This is a genomic window from Pseudoalteromonas sp. SR44-5, assembly GCF_014163675.1.
Taxonomy (GTDB): Bacteria; Pseudomonadota; Gammaproteobacteria; order Enterobacterales; family Alteromonadaceae; genus Pseudoalteromonas; species Pseudoalteromonas rhizosphaerae.
On the sequence record NZ_JACJDT010000041.1, the window covers coordinates 1 to 21,668 of the forward strand.

Consider the following 21,668-nt stretch of genomic DNA (forward strand, 5'->3'; position numbering starts at 1 on the left):
GAAGAAATAGTCGAACAGGTTTCGCAAGCGTGGAATAAATTCATTTCTGTTCCTGATACGGTTAAAAGCATATGCTCTAGAGACTGGATAAAATTGACTTAATCTTTATGCAGATTGGTATTACTTCATCAGCTACGACAGCAAAACCGCGACCACTCTCTCCAGCGCGTGCAGCTTCGATAGCGGCATTTAACGCTTACAGATTCGTTTGATCTGCTATCGCTCTAATCACATCAAGTACTGACTCTATATTTTTTATATTTGCGGCTAAGGTGGTAATACCAGCTGCTGAGTTTTGGATCTCTGAAACCAATGAACCTATTGTTTTGATGGTTTCGTTTATTTTAGCCTGGCCTAACTGTGCTTTTTCATCCGCAACCTCAGCATTGTCACTCGTAGAGTTTGCACTACGCGCAACCTCTTCAATGGCTGCTGTTAGTTCATTAACCGCCGTAGCTGCCTGCTCTAGCTGATCTCTTTGTTGGGTTGCAATTTGTGTAGACTGGTTAGTTACAACCGTTAACTGTTCAGAGGTTGTAGCCAGTTGCTGAGACGACCCACCAATTTGTGAAAGTGTTTCGCGTAATTGATTTTGCATGTCAGCTAATGCTTGAAGCATTTCACCCGCTTCATCGCTGTGAGAATCATTAATTCTTTCAGTTAAATCGCCTTTGGCCACGCGTCTTGCAACTGCAACAGCATAACGTAACGGGAGTGTTAAGCTGCGGCTGTAAAAGAAAGCAATAACACTAAGCAACACTAAAGTAATCACAATGCCACTAATAAGTGCTGCTTTTGAATTAAGGTATGTTTGCGTTGCTTCATCATTTATCTGATTAGCTCGAAGAATTTGATATTGAGATAATTTCTCTAATTCAGATATTAACAGCTCAGCAGCTGGCATAACTTTTTTACGTCGAAAAGTTAACGCTTCCTCTTCATTTTGTTGCTCATAAAGTCGAAACAACTTAGTAAATGTTGCAGTAAATTCATCATGCAAATTTATAACGTTATCAAGTTGCCTCTTCGCCTCATCTGAACGAACTAAAGCTGCCATGCGTTTTTCTGCACTTTTATAGTCACGTTCTTCTTTGTCTAATTGTCGTTGTATATCATTTCGTTCTTGTTGAGTTTTAGTGTCAGAAAGTTCAGTAATCAATAGCTGTGTATGCATTGAGTATCGTTCTAACTCAACCGCTGTTGTGAGTGCTGGAATTCGATGCAGGCTAATGACATCTGATATAGAGTTCAATTTTGATAATTGCATAATGGAAAATACCCCTAGAATCAGAGTAATCAAACTCAAAATCCCAAATCCCAAATGCCAAGGCTGAGCGCATGCCTATTTTTATATTTCTGATCATCGTGTACCTATATAAATATTTTATATTTATTGCAGTATTTAATAGCATGCTGCAATAACCGGGTGGATTTGTGTACTGATAACGATCAGTTCTAAATATCATTCAATGATACTTTTAAATGAGTGTGATCTAGTAATGTGGTTGTCATTGATCTATTTAAAACTCTTTAATTAGCCTAAAAAGTAACATTGTACAAAAATACTTTTTTAATGCTTTGTAATTAGATTTTACGGGTTTTAGGCTCCATATAAAAATAATTAATATGAGTCGTAACAGCCATACTTAAGACATCTAAATTTGATTTTTATCAAAGTTAATTTTAATTGTACTATTATATACTATGGTTTGACGTTGTTTCTATACCTGAATTAAATATAATAATTAACTGAATAAGTTACTTTTCTAAATACATTACTGCTTACAATTTGATTGCAATTCATTACCTTTGTTAAATTAATAGTTTCTTTATTGGTTTTTATTTGATTTCTTTAACAGAATCACTGCTAAAGTAAGTTGCCCATCTATGCTATTGTTATTGCAAGAAAATTTTAGATAAGTTTCCTCAATATAAAACGGTGCATAGTATTGTGTCTGATGTGCATGTTTATTAGTGAAAATTGAACCTATAAGCTTGATTTATATGTGCAAGGTTTGCGGGGAGTTATGGAGGCAAGCCTGTAAAAAGCGGTTTTCTTAGATAAAAATTTTTTACCATTATTTACTAACAGGTTGCGTGGAGCGCATACTTTGTTTAGTAAAGTATTTATAAGATAGTTACCCAACAATCTATAAATATTAATTTTTATGGTTTCTATATGACAATTAAAAACGAGGATGTTACAAGATGAAATTAGTTACGACTATATGTTTTACTTTGACGATGTTATCAGGCTGTATCGTTGTACCAACTAAGGACATGTCAGCAGTTAATAAATGTGAAATATCTTCTGACCGTAAGACATTGAAAATAATTAATGGCTTTGAGGATACCAATACCTACTATTCAATTAGTGGGATATTATTAGTCCCTATTACAGGCGTTGTATCTGGCGCCTATGTAGCAATAAATAATATATATCATCTTGGCGAAGAAAAAATTGTTTGTGGAGCTGCTAAAGAGAGCACATAGCAGAGGCTATAATGCAAAAAAGCTTGTTAAAGTGAGCCTGTAACAGGCTCTTCTTAACCGGTAATGTAAAACTTAAACCACTTGAATAATTTGATCTTGACTCAAACGTGATTTTGGAAGCTTAGCATTATAGTCGGTTTGTGTTTCGTGATAACCAATGACAAGTGCGACTTCACAAATATAACCATCTAACTCATCCGCAAAAAGTTCACTAATTAGCTCGCTATCTACGCCTTCCATTGGTGTTGAATCAATACCTAAGCGCGCAACAGCATGCATAGTATTACCAAGTGCAAGGTAAGTTTGTGTTTTGGTCCATGCGGCATTATTGCCAGATGCGTCAGTATTTAAGTCAACAAATGCGTATGCGCCAAAGGCTTGCTCGCGATTTTCTGCTGGCGTACGGCCATTGGCGATATCAGTGTCAATCACTTTTGCATAATCTTCTCTGGTGTATTTCGGGTTGTAAGCAAACAAAATAATGTGTGATGCAGTTTTAATATGCGGCTGATTAAATTGAAACTTGTTAGCGAAAGTATCATGCATACGTTGTTTTGCTTGCTCAGACTCAATAACAATGAATTTCCATGGCTGCGAATTAATTGATGACGGAGATAAACGCATGGCTTGATAGATCACAGCTAAATCTTCTGCCGATACACGTTTAGTTGCATCATATTTTTTTGCTGTGTAACGCGCTTCTAAGTCGGTAATAATCGGGTGTGTCATAATTGGTTCCTGTAGCGAATAGCTTTATTTAATCAAAGCCGTTGAATGAGGCAGATGATAGCGCTTGCATTACTTTTGATAAACAGCATAATTATTGAATCATTATCAAATATATTTAGATAATATGCAGATTGACGATTTAAAACTTATTTTGAAAGTCGCTGAATTTAAAAGTATTACCCTTGCAGCGGCAAAACTTGATATGCGTACAGCAACCGCCAGTGCTGCTATCAAACGGGTGGAATCAACATTAGGTGTAGACCTATTTGTGCGCACAACACGTCATCTAAGGCTTTCTGCCGCAGGGGAGCGCTATATCCCACAGTGTGAGCAAGCAATAGCGATACTTGAGCAAGCTCGGCAGAACCTAAAAGGCGAACATGATGAGATTGAAGGTGAGTTAAGGGTTGCATTATCTTCTGATCTTGGCCGTAATTTAGTGATCCCTTGGATTGATGAAATTATGGATAGTTACCCGAAGGTGAGCCTGCGCACACATATTAGTGATAGTAACGTGGATTTCTACCGAGATTCGGTGGATATAGCACTGCGTTATGGCTCGCCAACTGATGCCAATGTTTACGGATTTAAAATTTGTAATATTCCACGTTTGTTATGCGCCTCACCTGACTATATAAAACGCTATGGTGCGCCTATGCACCCAGATGATTTAGCACAGCATCAAGGGTTATTTTATCAACTGCAAGATATTATCAATAACGTGTGGGAATTCACCGACGGGCAAAAAAAATACAAAGTAAAAATGCAAGGCAAGCGCGCCTCTAATGATGGTGATTTAGTAAGGCGCTGGTGTGTTGCTGGCAAAGGGCTTGCCGTAAAATCGGCATTAGATATTGCTGATGATCTACTTCACGATAGGGTAGTTACAGTGATGAATAATTACCAGCATACCTGTGGTGAGCTGTGGTTAATTTGTCCAAGCCGTCAATCAATAACGCCTGCAGTGCGTTTATTGCGTGATGTATGCAGAGAAAAAGCACGTACGATGATAAGCCAACTAATTGATAAAGGTATACTTGAACCTAGTGTTCTGGAAAATTAATTACCTAACACACTCTGCAATAAAATCAGTCAATTCAACATCAAAAGGGATTGACTATTTTTTTGCAGAGGCATTTTTATTTATATTTTCTACGATTTCGTTTAAAGATAATTCCTTCAACGTTTTTTGATTCAAATAAAAAAGCCCGAACTGTATACAGCTCGGGCTAGTTGGTTGGGATATCAAATTTTATAAAGGTGAGCGGTTTATTATAGTATTCACTTTGCTATGAATTGATTCACCATCTACCAGCGCTTCTTTTCCACGCCATTTACGAATTAATCGTTTAGCATCTTCTAGTGCGACATATTGACATGGGATCAGGATCAGCGTGATCACCGTGGCAAATAACACACCAAAGGCCAGTGATACTGCCATTGGGATGACAATTTTGGCTTGTAGGCTGGTTTCCATAATAATCGGTAACACGCCAATAAAGGTAGTGATTGAGGTGAGCATAATCGCTCTAAAACGACGTGCACCAGCTTGCATTACTGCGTCTTTAATTGCTACACCGTCAGCACGTGCTTTATTAACAAAGTCCACCATTACTAATGAATCGTTCACAACAACACCGGCTACAGCAATGATCCCGAAAATTGATAAGCCACTCATAGTCATGCCTAAAATCATATGGCCAAACATGGCACCAATAACCCCAAATGGGATCACTGACATAATAATCAATGGTTGTGAGTATGAGCGTAGTGGGATTGCCAATAACGCGAAGATAATCATCATTGAAAGTGCAAAATCACGCACTTGCTCAGCAACGCTATCCATTTCTTCTTGAATACGTCCAGCAACACTACTTTGTACACCTGGGTAGTTTTTCAGTAGTGCCGGTAAGTACTCATCACGTATTTCTTCAGCAATGGCAAAAGGTTCAACTTGGTCGGTATCAACCGCAGCCCATACGTTAACAGTACGCTTTGAGTTTTCGCGGCGAATACGGTTTACACCATCAACCAGTTTTACATCGGCAATTTCAGCCAAAGGTACTTCTGCGCCACTAGGTGTAATGATACGAGCACTGGCGATATCGCTGATCGAGTTACGTGCTTCTTCAGGGTAGCGGATCATTACTTTCACTTCCTCGCCGTCACGTAGAATACGCTGTGCTTCAAGGCCGTAGTAACTAAAGCTGACTTGTGAGGCAACATCGGCAAGGGTTAAACCCATGCTGTACGCCAGTGGTTTTAAGTCAAGCTGTACTTCATCTGTAGCGCTTTGCATTGAGTCATTTACATCACCCACACCTTCCATGGTGTTGAGTTTTTCTTTAAGTTTTGCTGCTACTTCTTTTAGTTGTTTGGCATCCTTTCCTTCTAGGCGGAAGCTCACATCACCGTCGTCTCGACCACCATTCATAATACTGTCTTGAATGGTTAGTGTTTTCACGCCCGGTAAAGGAGGCATTTGTTCACGCCATAGTGCGCTCAATGCAAAGGTATCGATAGGGCGTAACTCAGGATCAATTAATACCGCCATAATACTGGCATCGGTACGTCCACGTAAGCTAACGGAAAGATCGCGTACCATAGCTGTGCCATATTGCTCTTTAAGTTGTTTATCAACATTGATAATAACTTGCTCTATTTTTTGCGCGGTTTCTAGGGTTGCTTGTTCAGACGATGCTAAGTTCATTTCGACTGAGATACGTGGAAAGTCATGAGGAATTTTAGGGTTCGCTACAAACTTCACTAAACCACCGGCAAACATCCCAGCACTGACAATTAATACACAAATAAAACCAATAATTACGGTATAACGATAATGAATACAATGGCCAATAAATGGCGTGTAATAGTTATCAACAAACCGTTTTAAACCGCCATCCATCACTTTACGGAGGCGATGTAATGGGTTTTTCGGATTTGGTTCTCGGTGTTTCATTGCTGCTATGTGGGCTGGTAAAATAAGTTTTGATTCAATCAGAGAGAAAATCAAACACAGGATAATAACCCCGCCAATGGCTTTTGAAAACGCAGCACCAGGGCCACTTGCTAAAGTTTGCGGTAAAAAAGCAGCGATGGTAGTTAAGACACCGAAGGTGGCAGGCATTGCGACGCGCTTAACACCACGTACTACGTTATCAAGAGAGTGGCCATGTTTTTCAATTTCAGCACTGGCTGATTCACCTACGACGATGGCGTCATCAACCACAATACCTAGCACTAATATAAAGGCAAATAGTGATGCTAAGTTGATGGTGACATCTAAAAAGCCCATCGGCATCATTAAAAACGCGCCAAGGAATGACACAGGTAAACCCATCATCACCCAAAATGCTAAGCGTAGGGGTAAAAATAGCGCAAGTACCACCATAACCAATAGACCACCCCACACCATGTTGTCGATCATCATGTCTAATCGACCCTCTAGGTAGTAGGTTAAATCGACAATCGGCGTGAGTTTAACACCCGCTGGAAGTTGACCTGCTTTATCATTAAGGTATTGCTTAAGAACTTTTGCAACTTTGGTAATATCTTGATCTTTTGAGGCATTTACTTCAAACGACAAGGAATTTTTACCATTGTATTTAGAGTATTGTAAGCCTTCTGCAAAGCCATCGTTAATGGTTGCTACATCGCCTAAATACACTTGTGCACCATCTGGTAGTAATATCAATGGCAGTTTGGCAAATTCATCCCCTCGGTAAGCTTGTTTTTCAACCCGCATCGAAATATAGCCGTTTTCAGAGCGAATCTGACCTGCAGACATATTGGCTGAAAAAGCACGCACTGCATTCGCAATGTCTCTAAAAGTTAAACCATACTCACGAAGTTTATCAGGGCTAACTTCAATACCAATTTCATAATCAAGGCCACCATTAAATTCAACTAAGTTAATTTGTGGCAGTGCTTGCAGTTCGTCTTTGATATTGTTGCCAAGTTCTTTGAGCTGATAATTGCTCATGTCACCGTATAAGGCGAGGATCATTACTTCTTGCTCAAACTTATCATGGCGCACAATAGGACGCTCCATGTCTGCAGGGAAGGTGTTGATTGCATCAACCTGCATTTTTACTTCATCGAGCACTTCTTTAGTATCATATTTTTCTTCAATTTCGATCCACGCTTGAGAATAACCGCGGTTTGAATAAGTAATTTTCCGTTTAATACCCTCTAGGCCTTCGAGAGCTTCTTCTACCTTGATGGTGATGCCTTCTTCTACTTCTTGTGGGGCAGCACCTGGGTAGACAGCTTGGACGCTGATCCAGTTATTTTCAAATTGTGGGAACATTTGTTTGCGAATAGAAAACGCGGTTAAAATACCACCCACTAAAATAAAAATCATTAATAGGTTTGCTGCAACAGGGTTGCGAGCAAACCAGGCAATTAAGCCTTTTTCGCTATGGATGGTCATGCTCTATTCCTCTTTCAGTGCAAGTTGAGTTGCAGCTGCAGGTTTATCAGAGTCATTTAGCTTTACTTGCATGCCTTCGGTTGGGAAATCTAAAGCCGAGGTGATCAATTGCTCACCATCATTTAAGCCTTGTGAAGCGATGACCATGCCATTTTGCTCTCTAATAATATTAATAGGTTTGAACGAAAGAGTTAAATCATCATTCATTACCACTATTTTACCGTTTTTCACTAAGTGATGAGGAACGATAATCGCATTATCAAGCTCGCGGCCAGAAATGGTCGCATTGATATAAGAGCCAAAGCGCAGCGGTTGCTCACTGGCATAAGGTGTATTTACTTGCGCCACTAAATAGCTCATACGACTTTTTTGATCAATAACACCTTCGCTGCGGACAATTTTTGCCTGCCAAGTAGTTGGCTTACCAGCATAGTCTGCACTGAGTGTTACATTCGCGCCGATACCGCTATCGATTAGGTATTGTAATTCTTTATCTGCCACAGGAAGGCGAATTTCAGCCACTAAGGTTGAACTGAGAGCGCCAAATTGGCTTCCAGGATTAACTACGCTGCCTAAACTAATTGCACGTTCAGAAATAATCGCATCATAAGGCGCTTTTATGTATGTGCGCTCTAAATTACGTTTTGCGCGTTTTTCAGATGCCTGTGCTGCACGGTAACGCGCTAGTTTTTCGGCTAATTGTGGTTTGCGTAAATATAATTGAGATGGGATCATTTGATTTGAATCGTCTTTTATTCGATCCCACTCTGCCTGTGCTACATGAGCTTGCGCTCGCTCAATTTCTAGATCAGAGCTGGCTTGCGCCATGCCTGCTTGGGCTTCAATTAACGCAGCTTCATAATCATTTGGATCTATTCGTGCTAGAATATCGCCTTGTTTGACAAATCCACCTTGCACAAATTGCTCAGAGACAAATACCACTTGACCGCTTACTTGCGCAACCAGTGGGGTGTGATCTTTTGCTTTTACTACACCATACGATTTTACGTCTAGCGTAATTGCATCAAGGTGAACTGCGCTAACTGATACCAGAGGGCGTGTATCTTGTGCTGGCTTTTCTTCTGGCGGTTGTTTCATTGCTGAAAACGCAACCGCAAGACCTACACCGGCGACTAATACGGCAATAGGTAGAATTATTTGTTTTTTAGTAGCCACAGGGCTTTCCTCATAATTAGGTGACACAGCAATTATAATGAATAAAGTGTTTACAAGGCGTATTAAGATGTAACAAGTCATTACACAATTAACAAATTAGCGAAATAGATTACAAAAGGGGCAAAGATGAATACATCACCAATGGCGTGTCGACTCGGGTGTGGGGCTTGTTGTATCGCACCAAGTATTAGCTCACCAATTCCGGGGATGCCTAATGGCAAAAAAGCAGGAGAGCGCTGTATTCAGTTAGATAACAACAATTTATGTAAGTTATTTGGTGATGAAAGGCGGCCAAAAGTATGCAGTGATTTTAGTGCGACGATTGATGTGTGTGGAACAACGAATGCGCAAGCGCTGCAATTAATTACCGAGCTTGAACAAATGACATAAAAAAACCGCATCTTAAAAATGCGGTTTTTATACATATTTTTTATTTACCAGCTATAAGTTGCAGTTAGTGTGTATTGCTCACCGCGCCCAGGTGTGCCTGGAATTTCCTCAAACGATTCATCCCAAAGGTTATCTGCTGCTAAAGTAATAAAGAAGTTTTGCAGTATCGGTGGCGTTACTTTTAACGTCAGCTGAGTAAACAAGGCTTCATCATCAGAGCGTCGCAGGGCATTTTTATGCTGTTTACGCCATTCATTATCAATCCGAAACTCTAATATATCCGTAGGGCTCCATACAGCACCAAGAGTTAAACGGTGATCAGGGAAGTTTAAGGCATAAAAGCTTGCATCGACATCTGGCGAGCCATAGGTTTCTGATTTATGGAGGTAGGTGTAACTGGCTATAATTTCAGTATTTTCAAATTGCTTAGTGGCTAAAAATTCAAGGCCAGCGGTATCAATATCAACTGGTTCGGCAAAACGCGCTGAGGTTGAATCAAAGCTAAATGTCCAGTCAGTTAAGTTATTATCTTGGCGGTAAAAAATAGCCGAATTAAGCTGCCAACTTTGTTGTTCTAGTAATAAACCCAGTTCTAAGTTTTTGGTGGTTTCACGCTCAAGGTTATAATTACTTCTAAACAATCCACCAGAGTCATTGCCACCAATAGCAGTATAACCTGCAACTTGACTGGCCTCAGCGTAGGATAAATAAAATGTCCGCTCAGTGGCGTTACTATTAATTGTATTGAATGTGATATCACCTATCAGCGATAATTGTGAGTCATCGCGGTTGGTATCATCGAAGGCTGCGCCTAAACGCACTGTTAGCTGCTGATTGTTCTCAAGAGCCACAGTGTATTCTGGCAATACACTGATTTTATAATAGTTACGCGAAGTAAAGTTATTCTCAAGCGTGGTTGATTCAATGGAATCTTCAATAAATTGTGCTGAGTAGTTTAGTGAGAACACATCGTTTTGAGCATGTCGCCCGGAGATGGCGAATGATTTAACTTCTGTTTCGTGAAAAGCTTCAAACGCGCTTGGGTTTTCACGAGAGTAAATATAATGGTCGTTATTTTTTCGATAATAAGCCGATACTTCAAACTCACTGTTTGTTGCATAACTTTGTTTATGGTTAAGCATTAACAGTTGCGTTTCTAAGTCTTCTGTTTCATTCACGCCAAATGGGGTATAGAGGTTCGGCCAGCCAAAAAATTTCTCTTGTGAGCCAAAAAATAAATCAGTTTGTGAATCTGCACTCGTTAATTGCACACGAGCAGTAGCGCGATTAAAATCATGATCGCCAAAATCAATTGAGCCATCGCTTTGTGAATGAGAATATTCACCTTCAAAACCTAGGCGCCAATCGGCGATTGTATCTAAAGGGATACTTTTACCAGCATGAACACTCTGTAAATTAAAGTCGTTAGTGCCGACTCCTGCAGATACACTGCCACCAGTCGTAATTGGCTTCCAACCAAACGACACACTACCTACTGAGCTATTTACACCGTAAAGTGCATTATCAGCACCGGTCAATACACTTGCGCCAGTGAGCATTTGCGGTGCAATAGGAATTTCTGCAAAATAATGGCCTGATTGCGGATCGAGTAAAGTAGCACTGCCGACTCTAAAACCGGTGTTTTCAAAGATACCGCCACGAATAGTAACATCAGCTTGTGCTTCTGCCATGTTACGCGATTGCAAATCAACACGAGGGTCATACTCTAAATTTGATATAGGTGAGTCAAAGGTACCTACTGGTAACGTATTTGCTGTAGGGGATGCCTCGATTGTTATTTGCTCAATGGTTGTCGATTCTTCAGAGTCATCTGCCGCATAAGCAACACTGGATATGCTGGCAAGTACTGCGGGTATAATAAGGTGCGAGGTACGGTTCATGTTGTTTTTCTCATATTCTTTATGTGCGATTGCGCTAAAAATTAAAGTCGTAACACTTTTTTATAGCGTGATAAAATAGCAAAATTAAACAGTCACGATTTTTGGCGCTATTGTACATTAATTCGAAAAAACTGCATTTGATAATCATTCTTAAAATGAAAGCATTACACTGTCTTTGCTTGTTAAATATATTAGGTCCCTCTATGAATGAAAAACAACCAGCTAACTTTTATGCTCGCCAGCAAACTATTTATTTTGCGGGAGGGTGTTTGTGGGGCGTGCAAGAGTTTATGAAGCACTTACCCGGAGTAGTTATTACAGAAGCAGGGCGGGCTAATGGTACAAGTGATAATACACAAAGTGAGTACGATGGTTATGCAGAGTGTGTCAAAGTCATTTGTGATACTGATGCTGTCACGCCTAATAAACTAATTGATTATTTCTTTGAAATTATTGACCCATACAGTATTAATAAGCAAGGTGATGATGTGGGTGAAAAGTACCGCACGGCTATTTATAGTGAAGAGCAAAGTCACTTAACGTTAGCAAGCGATTATATCAGCCAACGAGATGATGCCGACAAAATAGCTGTGCAGGTTAAACCGCTAACAAATTACGTCCCCAGTGATGCTGAGCACCAAGACCGACTAACTAATCATCCAGATGATTACTGCCATATACCGCTAGATTTACTGCATAAATATAAGGCGGATTAGCATTTACTAATTTAATAAACCTGCATAGTTTAACTTTCATAAAAAATGCTATGTATAATTAATTATAAGAAGGACTTATGAATCTAGTAGAAATGTTGAAAGATCATTCTAGTGTAGTTGGCCAAGGCCAAGCAAGAAAAAAAGTTTATGATCTAGAAGCAAGATTAAATATTGATTTACCAAAAGATTTTTTTGATTACCTGGTAAACTTAAATTATGCAGAAATATTTGATGAGCCTATTTATGGGATTAACCCTGAGATAAAACGTTTAGATATTTACGAACAAAATAAGCACACTGAACATTTTAGATATGGGTTTCTTATGGTCTTTTCAAACGATATAGATGGTACTATTTATATTAGACCCGATACAAGCAATGTATACAATGCTAGCTTTACTAGTCCTATAGCCAATTCGTTCACAGAATTTGTGGCGAATGTGCTAAAAGAGGCATAAGACTTACAAAAAAGCTCACTAAATAGTGAGCTTTTTTGAATGCTAATTTAAAGTGTTATTTTAGTTTTTCTGGTGGAAAACCACTTAAAATTGTTGCAACGGCTTCTTGCACTGCTTTGTTACGCTCTTCAGGTGTTTGTTTCTTCTGAAGGCGACCTTCACGAGCACCACGCCAAACAAGCTGGTTAGAGGCACGGTCAACAACATCAATCACTAAAGTGCCCACATCATATTCATGGGTTGTTGTTTGCGTGTTATAACCCATGCCCCAGTAGTTCCAACGTGCACCGTAACCTACATTAAATGTATCAACGTCAACTTTAGTATCAACAGAGGCATGATAGTTAATTAACACATCTGCTGATGCTTCATCGGCAGGTGTCATACCGTTTGCTTGTAATTGTGCATTTACCGCTTCACGCACACGTTTTTCCATCAATGGGCTGATTTGATAGTTACCAGCGTCAGCCAAGGTTGCTTGTGGAAACCAAGCAAACGTTTTGTAGTTACCAAAGTCCACAGATTTGTCGTAGTCAATATCAGGCGTTTTTGCACACGCTGCTAGTAGTAATACAGCAGCTGCAATTAGTATATTTTTCATGGAGTTTGCTCCTTGGCAAATTTAATTACTATTCGTTTGATAACATAACATAGAATTAATTCAAGGAAATGTTATTTTTTACCTGTAATTTGTGTACAAAGTAGATGTTGATCAGTCTAGTCGTCCTTGACTGAATGATGCATTAATTTACACAAACGTGGCTATTGTCTTATTCATGCTCTACTTCTATCCAATCCTTTTCATCTACCCAGTTCTGGGCGCCGTCTTTAACGGAGCGAATTGGCACAATATAATCACAGCTAATTTGTGGTTTCACCGAGGCAAATATTGGCACAAAGCCAAAGCTGAGTGCGGTTTCTATAATTGCTTTTTGATTTTGCGGATCGATATCGGCCGCTTCATCAATATAAATCGGGATGCGGTATAAGTTTTGCTCTTGGTCGCTTAATAAGTAGCGGATAAACAACATACCGCATAATAATTTTATGGTGATACGCGTACCGTTTGAGCCAGCCGAATCAATTTTTTCAAAATGCTCGGTTTCGCCTGCACGGTTTACTACTTCAAAGCGAATATCAAATAAGTCAGTAAGGGTTAAACCGGCTTTATCAGAGGCAAGTTTAATTAAGTGATCTTTTGCTTCGTTGACAGCACTTTCACTGTAGGGTTCTTGGCTGAGTAAATCCAGCGTATCACCTTGTTCAAACTGATTTGAGGTACTGATTATGGTATCAATACTATCAACCAACATTTTGCGTGGTATCACGTTAATTTTAAATGCTTGTAAGTTTGAAATACGATGCTGACTAATGCCTTTATTGAAGCTGTTCATTTCACGGCGCAGTCTGTCTAAATCTTCACGCAGTCCCTTAATCGTCGCGGCTACTTCTGTGAGTGCAACCCGGGCTTGGCGTTCAACCGCATCACGTTCGTTATCAATATTATGGAACGCGCCAATCAATTTCTGGTATTTACTAAACTCGTCATTTTCGTTATCAAATTTGGTAATACCGGCATTGTAAATATGCAAATAGGTATTACGAACGTTGATATCAAAATTACGCAGCTCTTGGCAATCTTTATTAAAGTGATGAACTAAGTCACTGAGATTATCAAAGTCAATTTGCACATCAATCATATACGGGGTGACTTTACCGCTATATAAATCCAGCGTGTGGTCAATTCGTTCAGATTTCACTTGGCGTAGGCGCTCGGCTTGGCGTGAAATTAAATCTTTTTTCGATTTAATAATCGAGCGTCGATCACTAATTGAACCGCTGTTATTTTGAATATCTTGTAAGTAGCTATCAACTTGCTCGCGTTCAGCCAATAATTGCTCTTTTAAGAGTGTTTGTGCATCAATAGATTGCAGCATAACCTGGAATTGTTCAAAGCGTTTAAGTGCGCTTTCTGCTGCCATGAGTTCATCGTATAAGGCATCTTTTTCTTTTTGTTTGTCGGCCACATTGGCGGCCACATCACGCTGTTGCTTAAATTCATTGAGTGACTGTTCTAGGGCGCTGAGTTGCGCAGTAAGTTGCTCTTTATTTTCACCGCTTTGCATCTGCACCGGTGAGAGTTTTTTCAGCTTGATGGTCGCGCCTGGCAGGGTAAGCACGCCGCCTTTCACGTTATCTGATAATTGCTCTAAAAATGCACCAAAGGCATCTTCATCAGTGATATCTATATCACCATTACTGGTGGTGGCAAATGACAGAATGTCAGGGTTTAGAATACGCGAGATCTCTTCAACTTCTTTAAGTGATAAATCCTCGCGCATACGGGTAAATAAATTAAACTCAAGATTTTTAAGCTGTAGCTTTAAGCTTTTGATCTGCTTTTGTGTTTCACTAATACGGTAATCAAGAGTATGCAGGCTTTGCCCTTGTGCACTGTTGATAGAATGCGATAGTGACTCGTAATCTTGCTTTAATTGACCAAGGCTTACTTTTAAGGTTGCCATGTTAACCAATTCAAATTCAGATTTTAGAGCACCAAAGTCTAAAAACCATTGCTCTATTTGTGTTTGCCTGCGTTCAATATCGCGCGATTGTTGTACATAAAGTTGTTGTTTTTGTTCAAACTCGTGCTTTTCGTGTTCAATGTCTTCAAGGGCAACATTAAGCTCGCTCAATTGCGCCTCTTGGTAGCTATCAAAATCGATTAATGCTTGGTCAATTTTGGGGGCGTATGCGGCTAATTTACCTTTGAGTACGGTTTGGTTTTCAAGCATAGATTCAAGGGCGCAGATAGGCTCTTGCATCGACTCGAGTGCTTTTAGCTCACGTTTTGCGCGGTTTACTTTATCAAAGGAGCGACGCCATACTTCATAAAAATCGACCTTTGAGTTTGACATGTGGCGTTCAAATACGCGTAACATAAAGCGCTTTACGTCGGCAGCGCCTAATTTATGCAGGTTCAAAATACGGCGGAAAATTTCTTTATAAATTGCCGAATCTTGCACGTTGTTAAGCGGGATCATCTTTAAGTTAATGTCGCCATCAAATGGCGTGGCACCACCCGTTAATAGTGCGTTGAGCTCTTGCGCTTTAAGCTCAATAGGGTTAAAGCCTTGCTCTTTTAAATGATTAAACAGTTTAGTGAACTTAATGATGGTTTTACCTTGAGTATACTGCTCAAGATCAAGCTTGCCTTGGTAACAAAAAAACTGATGTGCGTAACCGGCAATTTTACCAAGCCCAGCTACACCAATCACCACCGGGCCATGGGGTAGGTCGGCTTCGAGTAAAATATAGGATTGATCTGACGAAAAATAAAATTTACGGGTTTCGTCTAAATCATGACCGTCCCATTCTGTTAGGCGTAAATCATTAATAAGCGGAAATTGCAGAGCATTGATCACCGAGCTTTTACCGGTGTTATTTGGTGCACAAATTGAGCTGCTTTTATCAAGCGGGATCACACATTTGGCATAACCGGCGGTGTTTAATAATGCCAGCTTACTGAGGCCGTATAGGTTTTTCATTATTCGTCCTCTCCAATATAGGTTTCTTCGTTTACTTCCATTAAGGCATCAATATAACGGTAGATAGGTGCTTGCAGCATAAAGCCGCCTTCTACTTCACGGGCAAGGCCAAGTCGAATCATGCGTAAGTACACGTCTTTACGTAGGTCTGATCCTGAAAAAATTTCGAGTTGATCAAATAAGTGCTTGTTCATTTGCACTAAAGTTTGCATCAGTTCTAAATCATTCACTTCATCAAATAAGGCACGCATTGGGTCTTTACCTGAGTTTGCATAGTGCTCAATTAAGATATAAATGGTTAAGGCAATCGCGCGGGAAATTTTCCCCATATTGGGTGTACTTTCATCACTGGCAAAGTAATAAAAACCACGGCTGTCATGTTGTAAATCGTGGCCAAGGGCGCTGAATAATGCGCGGTAATGATCAATTTGTTGATCAAGCTCTTGCCACATTACGGTGTCTTGTTCGCTAATGTGATAGCCGGTGACTAATTTTTTATTAATTGCTTGTAGATGACTAAGTTCATCTAAATTTATCTGTGTCATAACGGTTACTCATCCACTGTTGGTGTTTGCTGAGAGTCAACAGGCTTAGAATTAAAAGGGAAAAGAGAAAAATGTTGCCCGGCAATTTTTACGCGCATTTTTTCATCGCTTTGATTGATTTCAATATCGCTGTCACTTACCAGCTTTTGATATAAAAACAGCATTTCGTCAGCTTCAAGGTCGGGGTAGCTTTGCTCTAAAAAGGTCAATAATGGTTGTGGCTTTTTACGTTTAGCATTGAAGCGTTTTTTAAAGTTTGCTTTAACATTATTGTAATCTGGAATATTTGGCGTAACAAAAGCAGGCACATCTTGTTGATCAGGAAGTTCGTATTCACTGTGTTCAAACTCAACAAGTGCAGCCATATAAGCGACCATATGGCGCTGTTGCCCCAATGAGAATCGCTGCGTGTCAGAGACAAAATGTGGTTGTACGGCGCTGAGCATATTATCAACGCCATTTTTACGTACTAAACCAAGTACTTTAGCTGCTTGACGAGTGATCATATTATTACGGCGCAACTCTTCACGCAGTGGCATTAGCATATCGGCACTTTTACGCAGGCTTTCGCGACCAACTAAATGCATTTCTAAAATTCGGGTACGTAATCGTTCAAGCATGCGTTTATCTTGATAAGCTTTACCGCTGCGTTCAATATATTCGATTTGCGTACTGATTTGTGTTTCGATGGTATTAAAACAAGCATGAAAATCGCCACGAATATCAACCATTTCAAGCATTGGTTCAATGTATTCATCAAACGCTTCAATCACCGCTTGATAACGCTTTTGTAATGATTGCACCGCATTATTAGCTTTTGCTTGTTCTACAATATTTAAAATGGCATTTTCGTTGTGGGCAAATAGTTTCATTATTTTACGCACCCGATCATCCATAATGCGGCTAAAACGGCGCATCTCGTCGTAGTCTTCATTACTACCGGCATTGTCTAAACGGTTACCCAAACGGGCTAAATCTTCAACCAGCACGCTAATTTCTTGCGCCAAGCCTAAATGTTCTTCCTGCAATAAAAAAGTGGCAAAATCTGCAATTGCACGGTTAATTTCAAGTTGTGACGATTTAGCCAAGGGAATAATAATATCTTGGTTTAAAAGGCGGTTGGTTTCTTTGTAAATGCGCTCATTTGACCACGTAGGTTGTTTTTGTTTGATCGCATTTTGCACGTCTTTTAGGCTGAAATCAGCCATTTTAAAACGTTTAAATAGCAGCTCTAACATTCCCCAGTGCTCTGTTAGGGTATTTAGCAACTTTTTAGCTGGGATCATAAAACTCCAAAAATCCTAATTTATCTTGTAAAGCCGGCTTGTTAGGCCTCAGCGATTAGTCGTAGAAAAGCAAATTGACAATAGTTTTACACATTCTTTGGTGCTAGACTGCGCGCCGTGTCGTCCTGCGGCTCATAACATACAATTTTTACATTTTTATAAAGGTTGTTCAAACACCATGGTAACTGCAATTATCCTAACCCTGATAACGCTAGCATTCGTGCTCATCGTTATAGAGGATATTATCCATGTAAACAAGGCCAAAACCACGCTTTTCTTTGGTACTTTATGCTGGATTATCTTATTTATCTCGCCGCTTCACGGGCAAAGCCCCGAAAACGTACAACATCAACTTGACCACAATATTTTAGAGATTGCCACACTCTGGTTGTTTTTAATGGCTGCAATGACCTTTGTAGCCTATTTGAACTCCAAAGGTTTTATCCAAAATATTGTGCATAAGATAATGCCCAGTGCTATCAGCGAACGCAAACTGATGTTTTTGATTGGCGGGTTCTCCTTCTTATTTTCGTCGATTTCAGACAATATCACAGCCACATTAATTTCCCTTGCGGTGGTTATGTCGTTAAAACTCGATCCGAAAAAGCTAATTAAATACGCTACGCTTATCATCTTTAGTGTGAACTCGGGCGGAGTGTCGTTAATTACCGGTGATGTTACTACCTTGATGATTTTCCTTGATGACAAAGTTACCATTGGTCACTTGCTATTGTTGGTTGTGCCTGCGTTATTTAGCGTGGCGCTATTGGCCATTATGCTGTCATTTGGGCTCAACGGCCAAGTTGAGTTTACCAAACAAGAGGACCGTCGCATTGAGAAAACAGATATCACTATTGCAGTGATTTTCTTATCAACGATTGTCGGGACATTAACGTTAAGCGTGCTTTATCATGTGCCGCCTTTGTTAACTTTCTTATTTGGTTTGTCGTTGATGTTTTTAGTAGCGCAATTTTTAATGCGCAAAAAAGATGTGAATAAAAAAATCATCGATTATATTCGCGAAATAGAATACGACACCTTGCTGTTCTTCGTTGGCGTATTATTACTTGTAGGCGCCCTGAAAGAAGTCGGTATGCTCAGTAAGTTCACTCACCTTTACGAGTTAATGCCAGCACAATACGCTAATTATTTAATGGGTATATTATCAGCTGCGGTTGACAACGTACCACTAACGGCTGCGTTACTTAAAGCTGAAATAGTGATGAGTCCACAACAATGGTTGTCGTTTACGTATGCAACTGGGGTGGGGGGGTCCATGCTTATTATTGGCTCGGCTGCCGGTATTATCGCTATGAGTAAAGTAAAAGCGCTTACCTTTATGAGTTATTTACGTATGTCGGTGTATTTATTAATCGCTTATACAATTGGTTATATGGGATCGTATTTAGCAGGTAGTTTTATTTAATTGCTTTTATTATTTAAAACAACTTGACAGCTAGACGTCTAAACGATAACTTTCAAAGCCCGCTTAATAGCGGGTTTTGTTATTTAATTGCTAATAATTTACGTAATTAATCTAACATTCAGAAGAGGTGCGGTACTTAGGTACTTAATGTTAGGCGACGTATGCCTGTAATCATTAAGGAGGGAAGTACTCGCCGAGGAAAGCAACTGGACGTCACAGTGGTTTTTCGGTTTATGGGGCTGAATCCTCAAAACTGTCACCAATTAGGTGGAGAGCTTCTGGCAGTGGACTTTTCTTATCGAGCACCCCCTTGCCAAGTTCTTCTTGTTTTATCGTGGTATGAATGCCACAAAAGGAGACGACATGAATACCCAATTAGCTGCAACTAACTTGCAACAGTCAGCACAAAATCAAAAATCAGACTACGTAGTCGCAAAGTTCGGTGGCACCAGTGTGGCTAACTTTGAAGCGATGAGCCGTTGCAGTGAAATTATTGTAGCCGATAACAACGTACGAGTAGTGGCCGTCAGTGCCAGCGCAGGAGTGACTAATCACCTTGTGACCTTATGTAAAAAAGATTTATCAGCAGATGAGCGCAATGAGAACATTGCTGGCGTTATTGCTATTCAAGAAGCTATTTTAAATGAGCTGTCATTGGATGCTGATTTAGCTCATGGCTTTGATGAAACCATTAAAGCTTTTAAGTCACTTGCCAGTGAGCCACTAAAATCAAAGCAACAACATGATGAGTTATTGAGCTTTGGTGAGCGTTTATCATCCTATTTATTTACTCAGGTACTGCGTTTAAATGGCTTAAATGCGGTGCGTTTTGATGTGCGACAGGTATTAAAAACCGACAGCCAGTTTTCTAAAGCAACCCCTGATGTAGCTGCAACAGCAATGGCCGCAAAAGAGCATTTAATTCCGTTATTAGCTGAACAGGTTATTGTAACTCAAGGCTTTATAGGCAGCGACGCACATGGTCAAACTACCACACTTGGTCGTGGTGGTTCAGATTACAGTGCGGCATTACTGGCCGAAGCTATAAACGCTAAAAGCGTGCACATTTGGACTGATGTCGTGGGCATTTTTAGCACCGATCCGCGCTTATGTGCTAAGGCTACGCCGATTGCGCGTTTAAGTTTTGATGAAGCGGCCGAAATGGCTACCTTTGGGGCGAAAGTATTACATCCGGCAACTATCTTACCTGCGAGCCGCAGCCATATTAGTGTGTTTGTTGGTTCTAGCCGTGAGCCTGAACGTGGTGGTACCTGGATCGAACGTGAGAAATCACAAATCCCCGGAATTCGTGCTGTCACGCAGCGTAAAAATCAAATATTGTTAACCTTAAAAAGCCCCGAAATGCTTTTGGCTAGTGGTTTTTTAGCCCACGTGTTTACAATTTTAAGTGAGTTTAATATCTCGGTTGATTTGGTAACTACCTCAGAGATAAGTGTTGCAATTACTTTAGATAATGCGCCAAATGCCTCGCGTCCTGAGCTTGATCAAGAATGCCTTGATAAGTTAGCGGAGTTTTGCCACGTGTCGGTTGAGAACAATTTAACCTTAGTGGCATTAATTGGTTCACAAATTCAATTACGTCAGCAAGAAATTAACTTAATGAATGTATTAAGCGATTTTAATATTCGCTTAATTTGTCATGGCGCAAGTAAACATAACCTGTGCTTTTTAGTGGAGCAGAGCGAGTCAGACTTTGTTGTGCAAGCGATCCACAGCCGTTTATTAGAAGTTCAAAACGCCGCGTAATTGGGCGGTAGAATTTACCACAGAGCACTGCCAGACAGTGCTCTTGTCACTTACCACACTAATATCAAACTCATGATATTGACAACTCAGCGCTGTTAAATTTGCTCGCTCAAGTTCAGTAAATACATTGGGGCTGAGTAATTTTGCAATTGGTTGGCTGGTGGCTTTGGCAAGTGCTTCTTTTAAGGTCCATATTCTAAAAAATCGTTCTGCACTTTGCTGATCTTGCGTTATTAAATTTACCTCATCAAGATGATAAAAATGCTTAGCGAGCTTTGCAAATGGGCGCTTCAGGTTTATTTTTTCAATATCAAAACCAAATTCAATTCGTTCTACATTTAATGCAGCACCCACAAAACCATTAGAGTGGGATAAACAACTACGCAATACTGTGTCACAGTCAGTTATATGAAGCAGTAATTTACTGCTTTGCTGGTCAAATTCAGAGCTAATATGGTTATTTGCTAGCTCACGAAATTGTGGCATCGTTTGTTTTACCAAATACTTAAGCAGTAGCCGAGTGGCTAAATATTCTTGCTTGGCTTTGTAACTTTTTCTACGGGTGATCACCGTCAGTTCAAATGGGCTTAATAGTGCGTTTAAATCGAATTCATCAACATTTAACTGCTGGGCATCAAATAATAAAATAGTATTCGCATTGAATGGCTGCACGCTGTGTTTGGTGATAACGAGTTGCTGTTGAAAAAATAATGCAGGCATAAAATCCACAATTAAAGTGATAAAAGAACAAACATGTTTATATTTTGTGCGGTTGTGCGCTGGTTAATTAAGCCAAGGCAA

The 21,668-nt window shown here is 39.9% G+C and carries 16 protein-coding genes, 2 pseudogenes and 1 riboswitch; of the genes and pseudogenes, 7 read left to right on the forward strand and 11 right to left on the reverse strand.

Annotated features, from left to right (window positions below; all coding sequences use genetic code 11):
- Nucleotides 1–121: 121 nt before the first annotated feature.
- A pseudogene (locus tag H5154_RS23450) lies at nt 122–250 on the reverse strand (methyl-accepting chemotaxis protein); the annotation flags it as partial.
- 339 nt (nt 251–589) lie between these two features.
- A pseudogene (locus tag H5154_RS17625) lies at nt 590–1,321 on the reverse strand (MCP four helix bundle domain-containing protein); the annotation flags it as partial.
- A gap of 887 nt (nt 1,322–2,208) precedes the next feature.
- Here H5154_RS17625 and H5154_RS17630 point away from each other — a divergent pair.
- Complete coding sequence (locus H5154_RS17630; protein ID WP_145242251.1) at nt 2,209–2,493, forward strand: hypothetical protein; 285 nt, start codon at nt 2,209–2,211, stop codon at nt 2,491–2,493.
- A gap of 72 nt (nt 2,494–2,565) precedes the next feature.
- Here H5154_RS17630 and H5154_RS17635 read toward each other — a convergent pair whose 3' ends face one another.
- Nucleotides 2,566–3,222, reverse strand: coding sequence for a nitroreductase family protein (locus H5154_RS17635; RefSeq protein WP_182719128.1), 657 nt, complete (start codon nt 3,220–3,222; stop codon nt 2,566–2,568).
- Between the two features lie 124 nt (nt 3,223–3,346).
- Here H5154_RS17635 and H5154_RS17640 point away from each other — a divergent pair, with 124 nt between their 5' ends.
- A complete protein-coding gene (locus H5154_RS17640; RefSeq protein ID WP_182719153.1) occupies nt 3,347–4,285 on the forward strand; it encodes a LysR family transcriptional regulator in 939 nt (312 codons plus the stop codon).
- Between the two features lie 189 nt (nt 4,286–4,474).
- On the opposite strand, the gene H5154_RS17645 is transcribed toward H5154_RS17640, so the two are convergent.
- Both H5154_RS17645 and H5154_RS17650 read right to left on the reverse strand, forming a co-directional pair.
- On the reverse strand, nt 4,475–7,654 hold the full coding sequence (locus tag H5154_RS17645) for an efflux RND transporter permease subunit (protein ID WP_149982707.1): 3,180 nt from the start codon (nt 7,652–7,654) through the stop codon (nt 4,475–4,477).
- Between the two features lie 3 nt (nt 7,655–7,657).
- On the reverse strand, nt 7,658–8,830 hold the full coding sequence (locus H5154_RS17650) for an efflux RND transporter periplasmic adaptor subunit (protein WP_182719129.1): 1,173 nt from the start codon (nt 8,828–8,830) through the stop codon (nt 7,658–7,660).
- A 126-nt stretch (nt 8,831–8,956) separates the two neighbouring features.
- Between H5154_RS17650 and H5154_RS17655 the strand changes: the two genes are divergently transcribed.
- Complete coding sequence (locus H5154_RS17655; protein ID WP_145242261.1) at nt 8,957–9,220, forward strand: YkgJ family cysteine cluster protein; 264 nt, start codon at nt 8,957–8,959, stop codon at nt 9,218–9,220.
- A gap of 44 nt (nt 9,221–9,264) precedes the next feature.
- On the opposite strand, the gene H5154_RS17660 is transcribed toward H5154_RS17655, so the two are convergent.
- Nucleotides 9,265–11,121, reverse strand: a complete 1,857-nt coding sequence (locus H5154_RS17660) for a TonB-dependent siderophore receptor (protein WP_182719130.1) — start codon at nt 11,119–11,121, stop codon at nt 9,265–9,267.
- A 203-nt stretch (nt 11,122–11,324) separates the two neighbouring features.
- Here H5154_RS17660 and H5154_RS17665 point away from each other — a divergent pair, with 203 nt between their 5' ends.
- Both H5154_RS17665 and H5154_RS17670 read left to right on the forward strand, forming a co-directional pair.
- Nucleotides 11,325–11,837 carry a peptide-methionine (S)-S-oxide reductase gene (locus H5154_RS17665; RefSeq protein ID WP_182719131.1) on the forward strand — a complete coding sequence of 171 codons (513 nt, stop codon included), beginning with the start codon at nt 11,325–11,327 and terminating at the stop codon, nt 11,835–11,837.
- A gap of 77 nt (nt 11,838–11,914) precedes the next feature.
- The gene (locus tag H5154_RS17670; protein ID WP_182719132.1) at nt 11,915–12,295 is read left to right on the forward strand and encodes an SMI1/KNR4 family protein; all 381 of its coding nucleotides are present in this window, start codon (nt 11,915–11,917) and stop codon (nt 12,293–12,295) included.
- 55 nt (nt 12,296–12,350) lie between these two features.
- Here the strand turns inward: H5154_RS17670 and H5154_RS17675 are convergent, their stop codons facing one another.
- From H5154_RS17675 to H5154_RS17690, 4 genes are all read right to left on the reverse strand, one after another.
- Nucleotides 12,351–12,896, reverse strand: coding sequence for a DUF4136 domain-containing protein (locus H5154_RS17675; RefSeq protein ID WP_145242267.1), 546 nt, complete (start codon nt 12,894–12,896; stop codon nt 12,351–12,353).
- Between the two features lie 169 nt (nt 12,897–13,065).
- Nucleotides 13,066–15,843 (reverse strand): ATPase, encoded by a 2,778-nt coding sequence (locus tag H5154_RS17680; protein WP_182719133.1) that lies wholly within the window; start codon nt 15,841–15,843, stop codon nt 13,066–13,068.
- Nucleotides 15,843–16,388 (reverse strand): condensin complex protein MksE, encoded by a 546-nt coding sequence (locus tag H5154_RS17685; protein WP_149982697.1) that lies wholly within the window; start codon nt 16,386–16,388, stop codon nt 15,843–15,845. The genes H5154_RS17680 and H5154_RS17685 overlap by 1 nt, the downstream gene beginning before the upstream one ends.
- A 5-nt stretch (nt 16,389–16,393) precedes the next feature.
- On the reverse strand, nt 16,394–17,674 hold the full coding sequence (locus H5154_RS17690; protein ID WP_182719134.1) for a hypothetical protein: 1,281 nt from the start codon (nt 17,672–17,674) through the stop codon (nt 16,394–16,396).
- Nucleotides 17,675–17,852: 178 nt separating this feature from the next.
- Here H5154_RS17690 and nhaD point away from each other — a divergent pair, with 178 nt between their 5' ends.
- On the forward strand, nt 17,853–19,100 hold the full coding sequence (gene nhaD, locus H5154_RS17695) for a sodium:proton antiporter NhaD (protein ID WP_145242276.1): 1,248 nt from the start codon (nt 17,853–17,855) through the stop codon (nt 19,098–19,100).
- Nucleotides 19,101–19,214: 114 nt separating this feature from the next.
- A riboswitch (Lysine riboswitch) is annotated at nt 19,215–19,386 on the forward strand.
- 77 nt (nt 19,387–19,463) lie between these two features.
- The gene (lysC, locus tag H5154_RS17700) at nt 19,464–20,867 is read left to right on the forward strand and encodes a lysine-sensitive aspartokinase 3 (protein WP_149982695.1); all 1,404 of its coding nucleotides are present in this window, start codon (nt 19,464–19,466) and stop codon (nt 20,865–20,867) included.
- Here the strand turns inward: lysC and H5154_RS17705 are convergent.
- Nucleotides 20,844–21,587 (reverse strand): 4'-phosphopantetheinyl transferase superfamily protein, encoded by a 744-nt coding sequence (locus H5154_RS17705; protein WP_182719135.1) that lies wholly within the window; start codon nt 21,585–21,587, stop codon nt 20,844–20,846. The genes lysC and H5154_RS17705 overlap by 24 nt on opposite strands.
- Nucleotides 21,588–21,668: the final 81 nt, after the last annotated feature.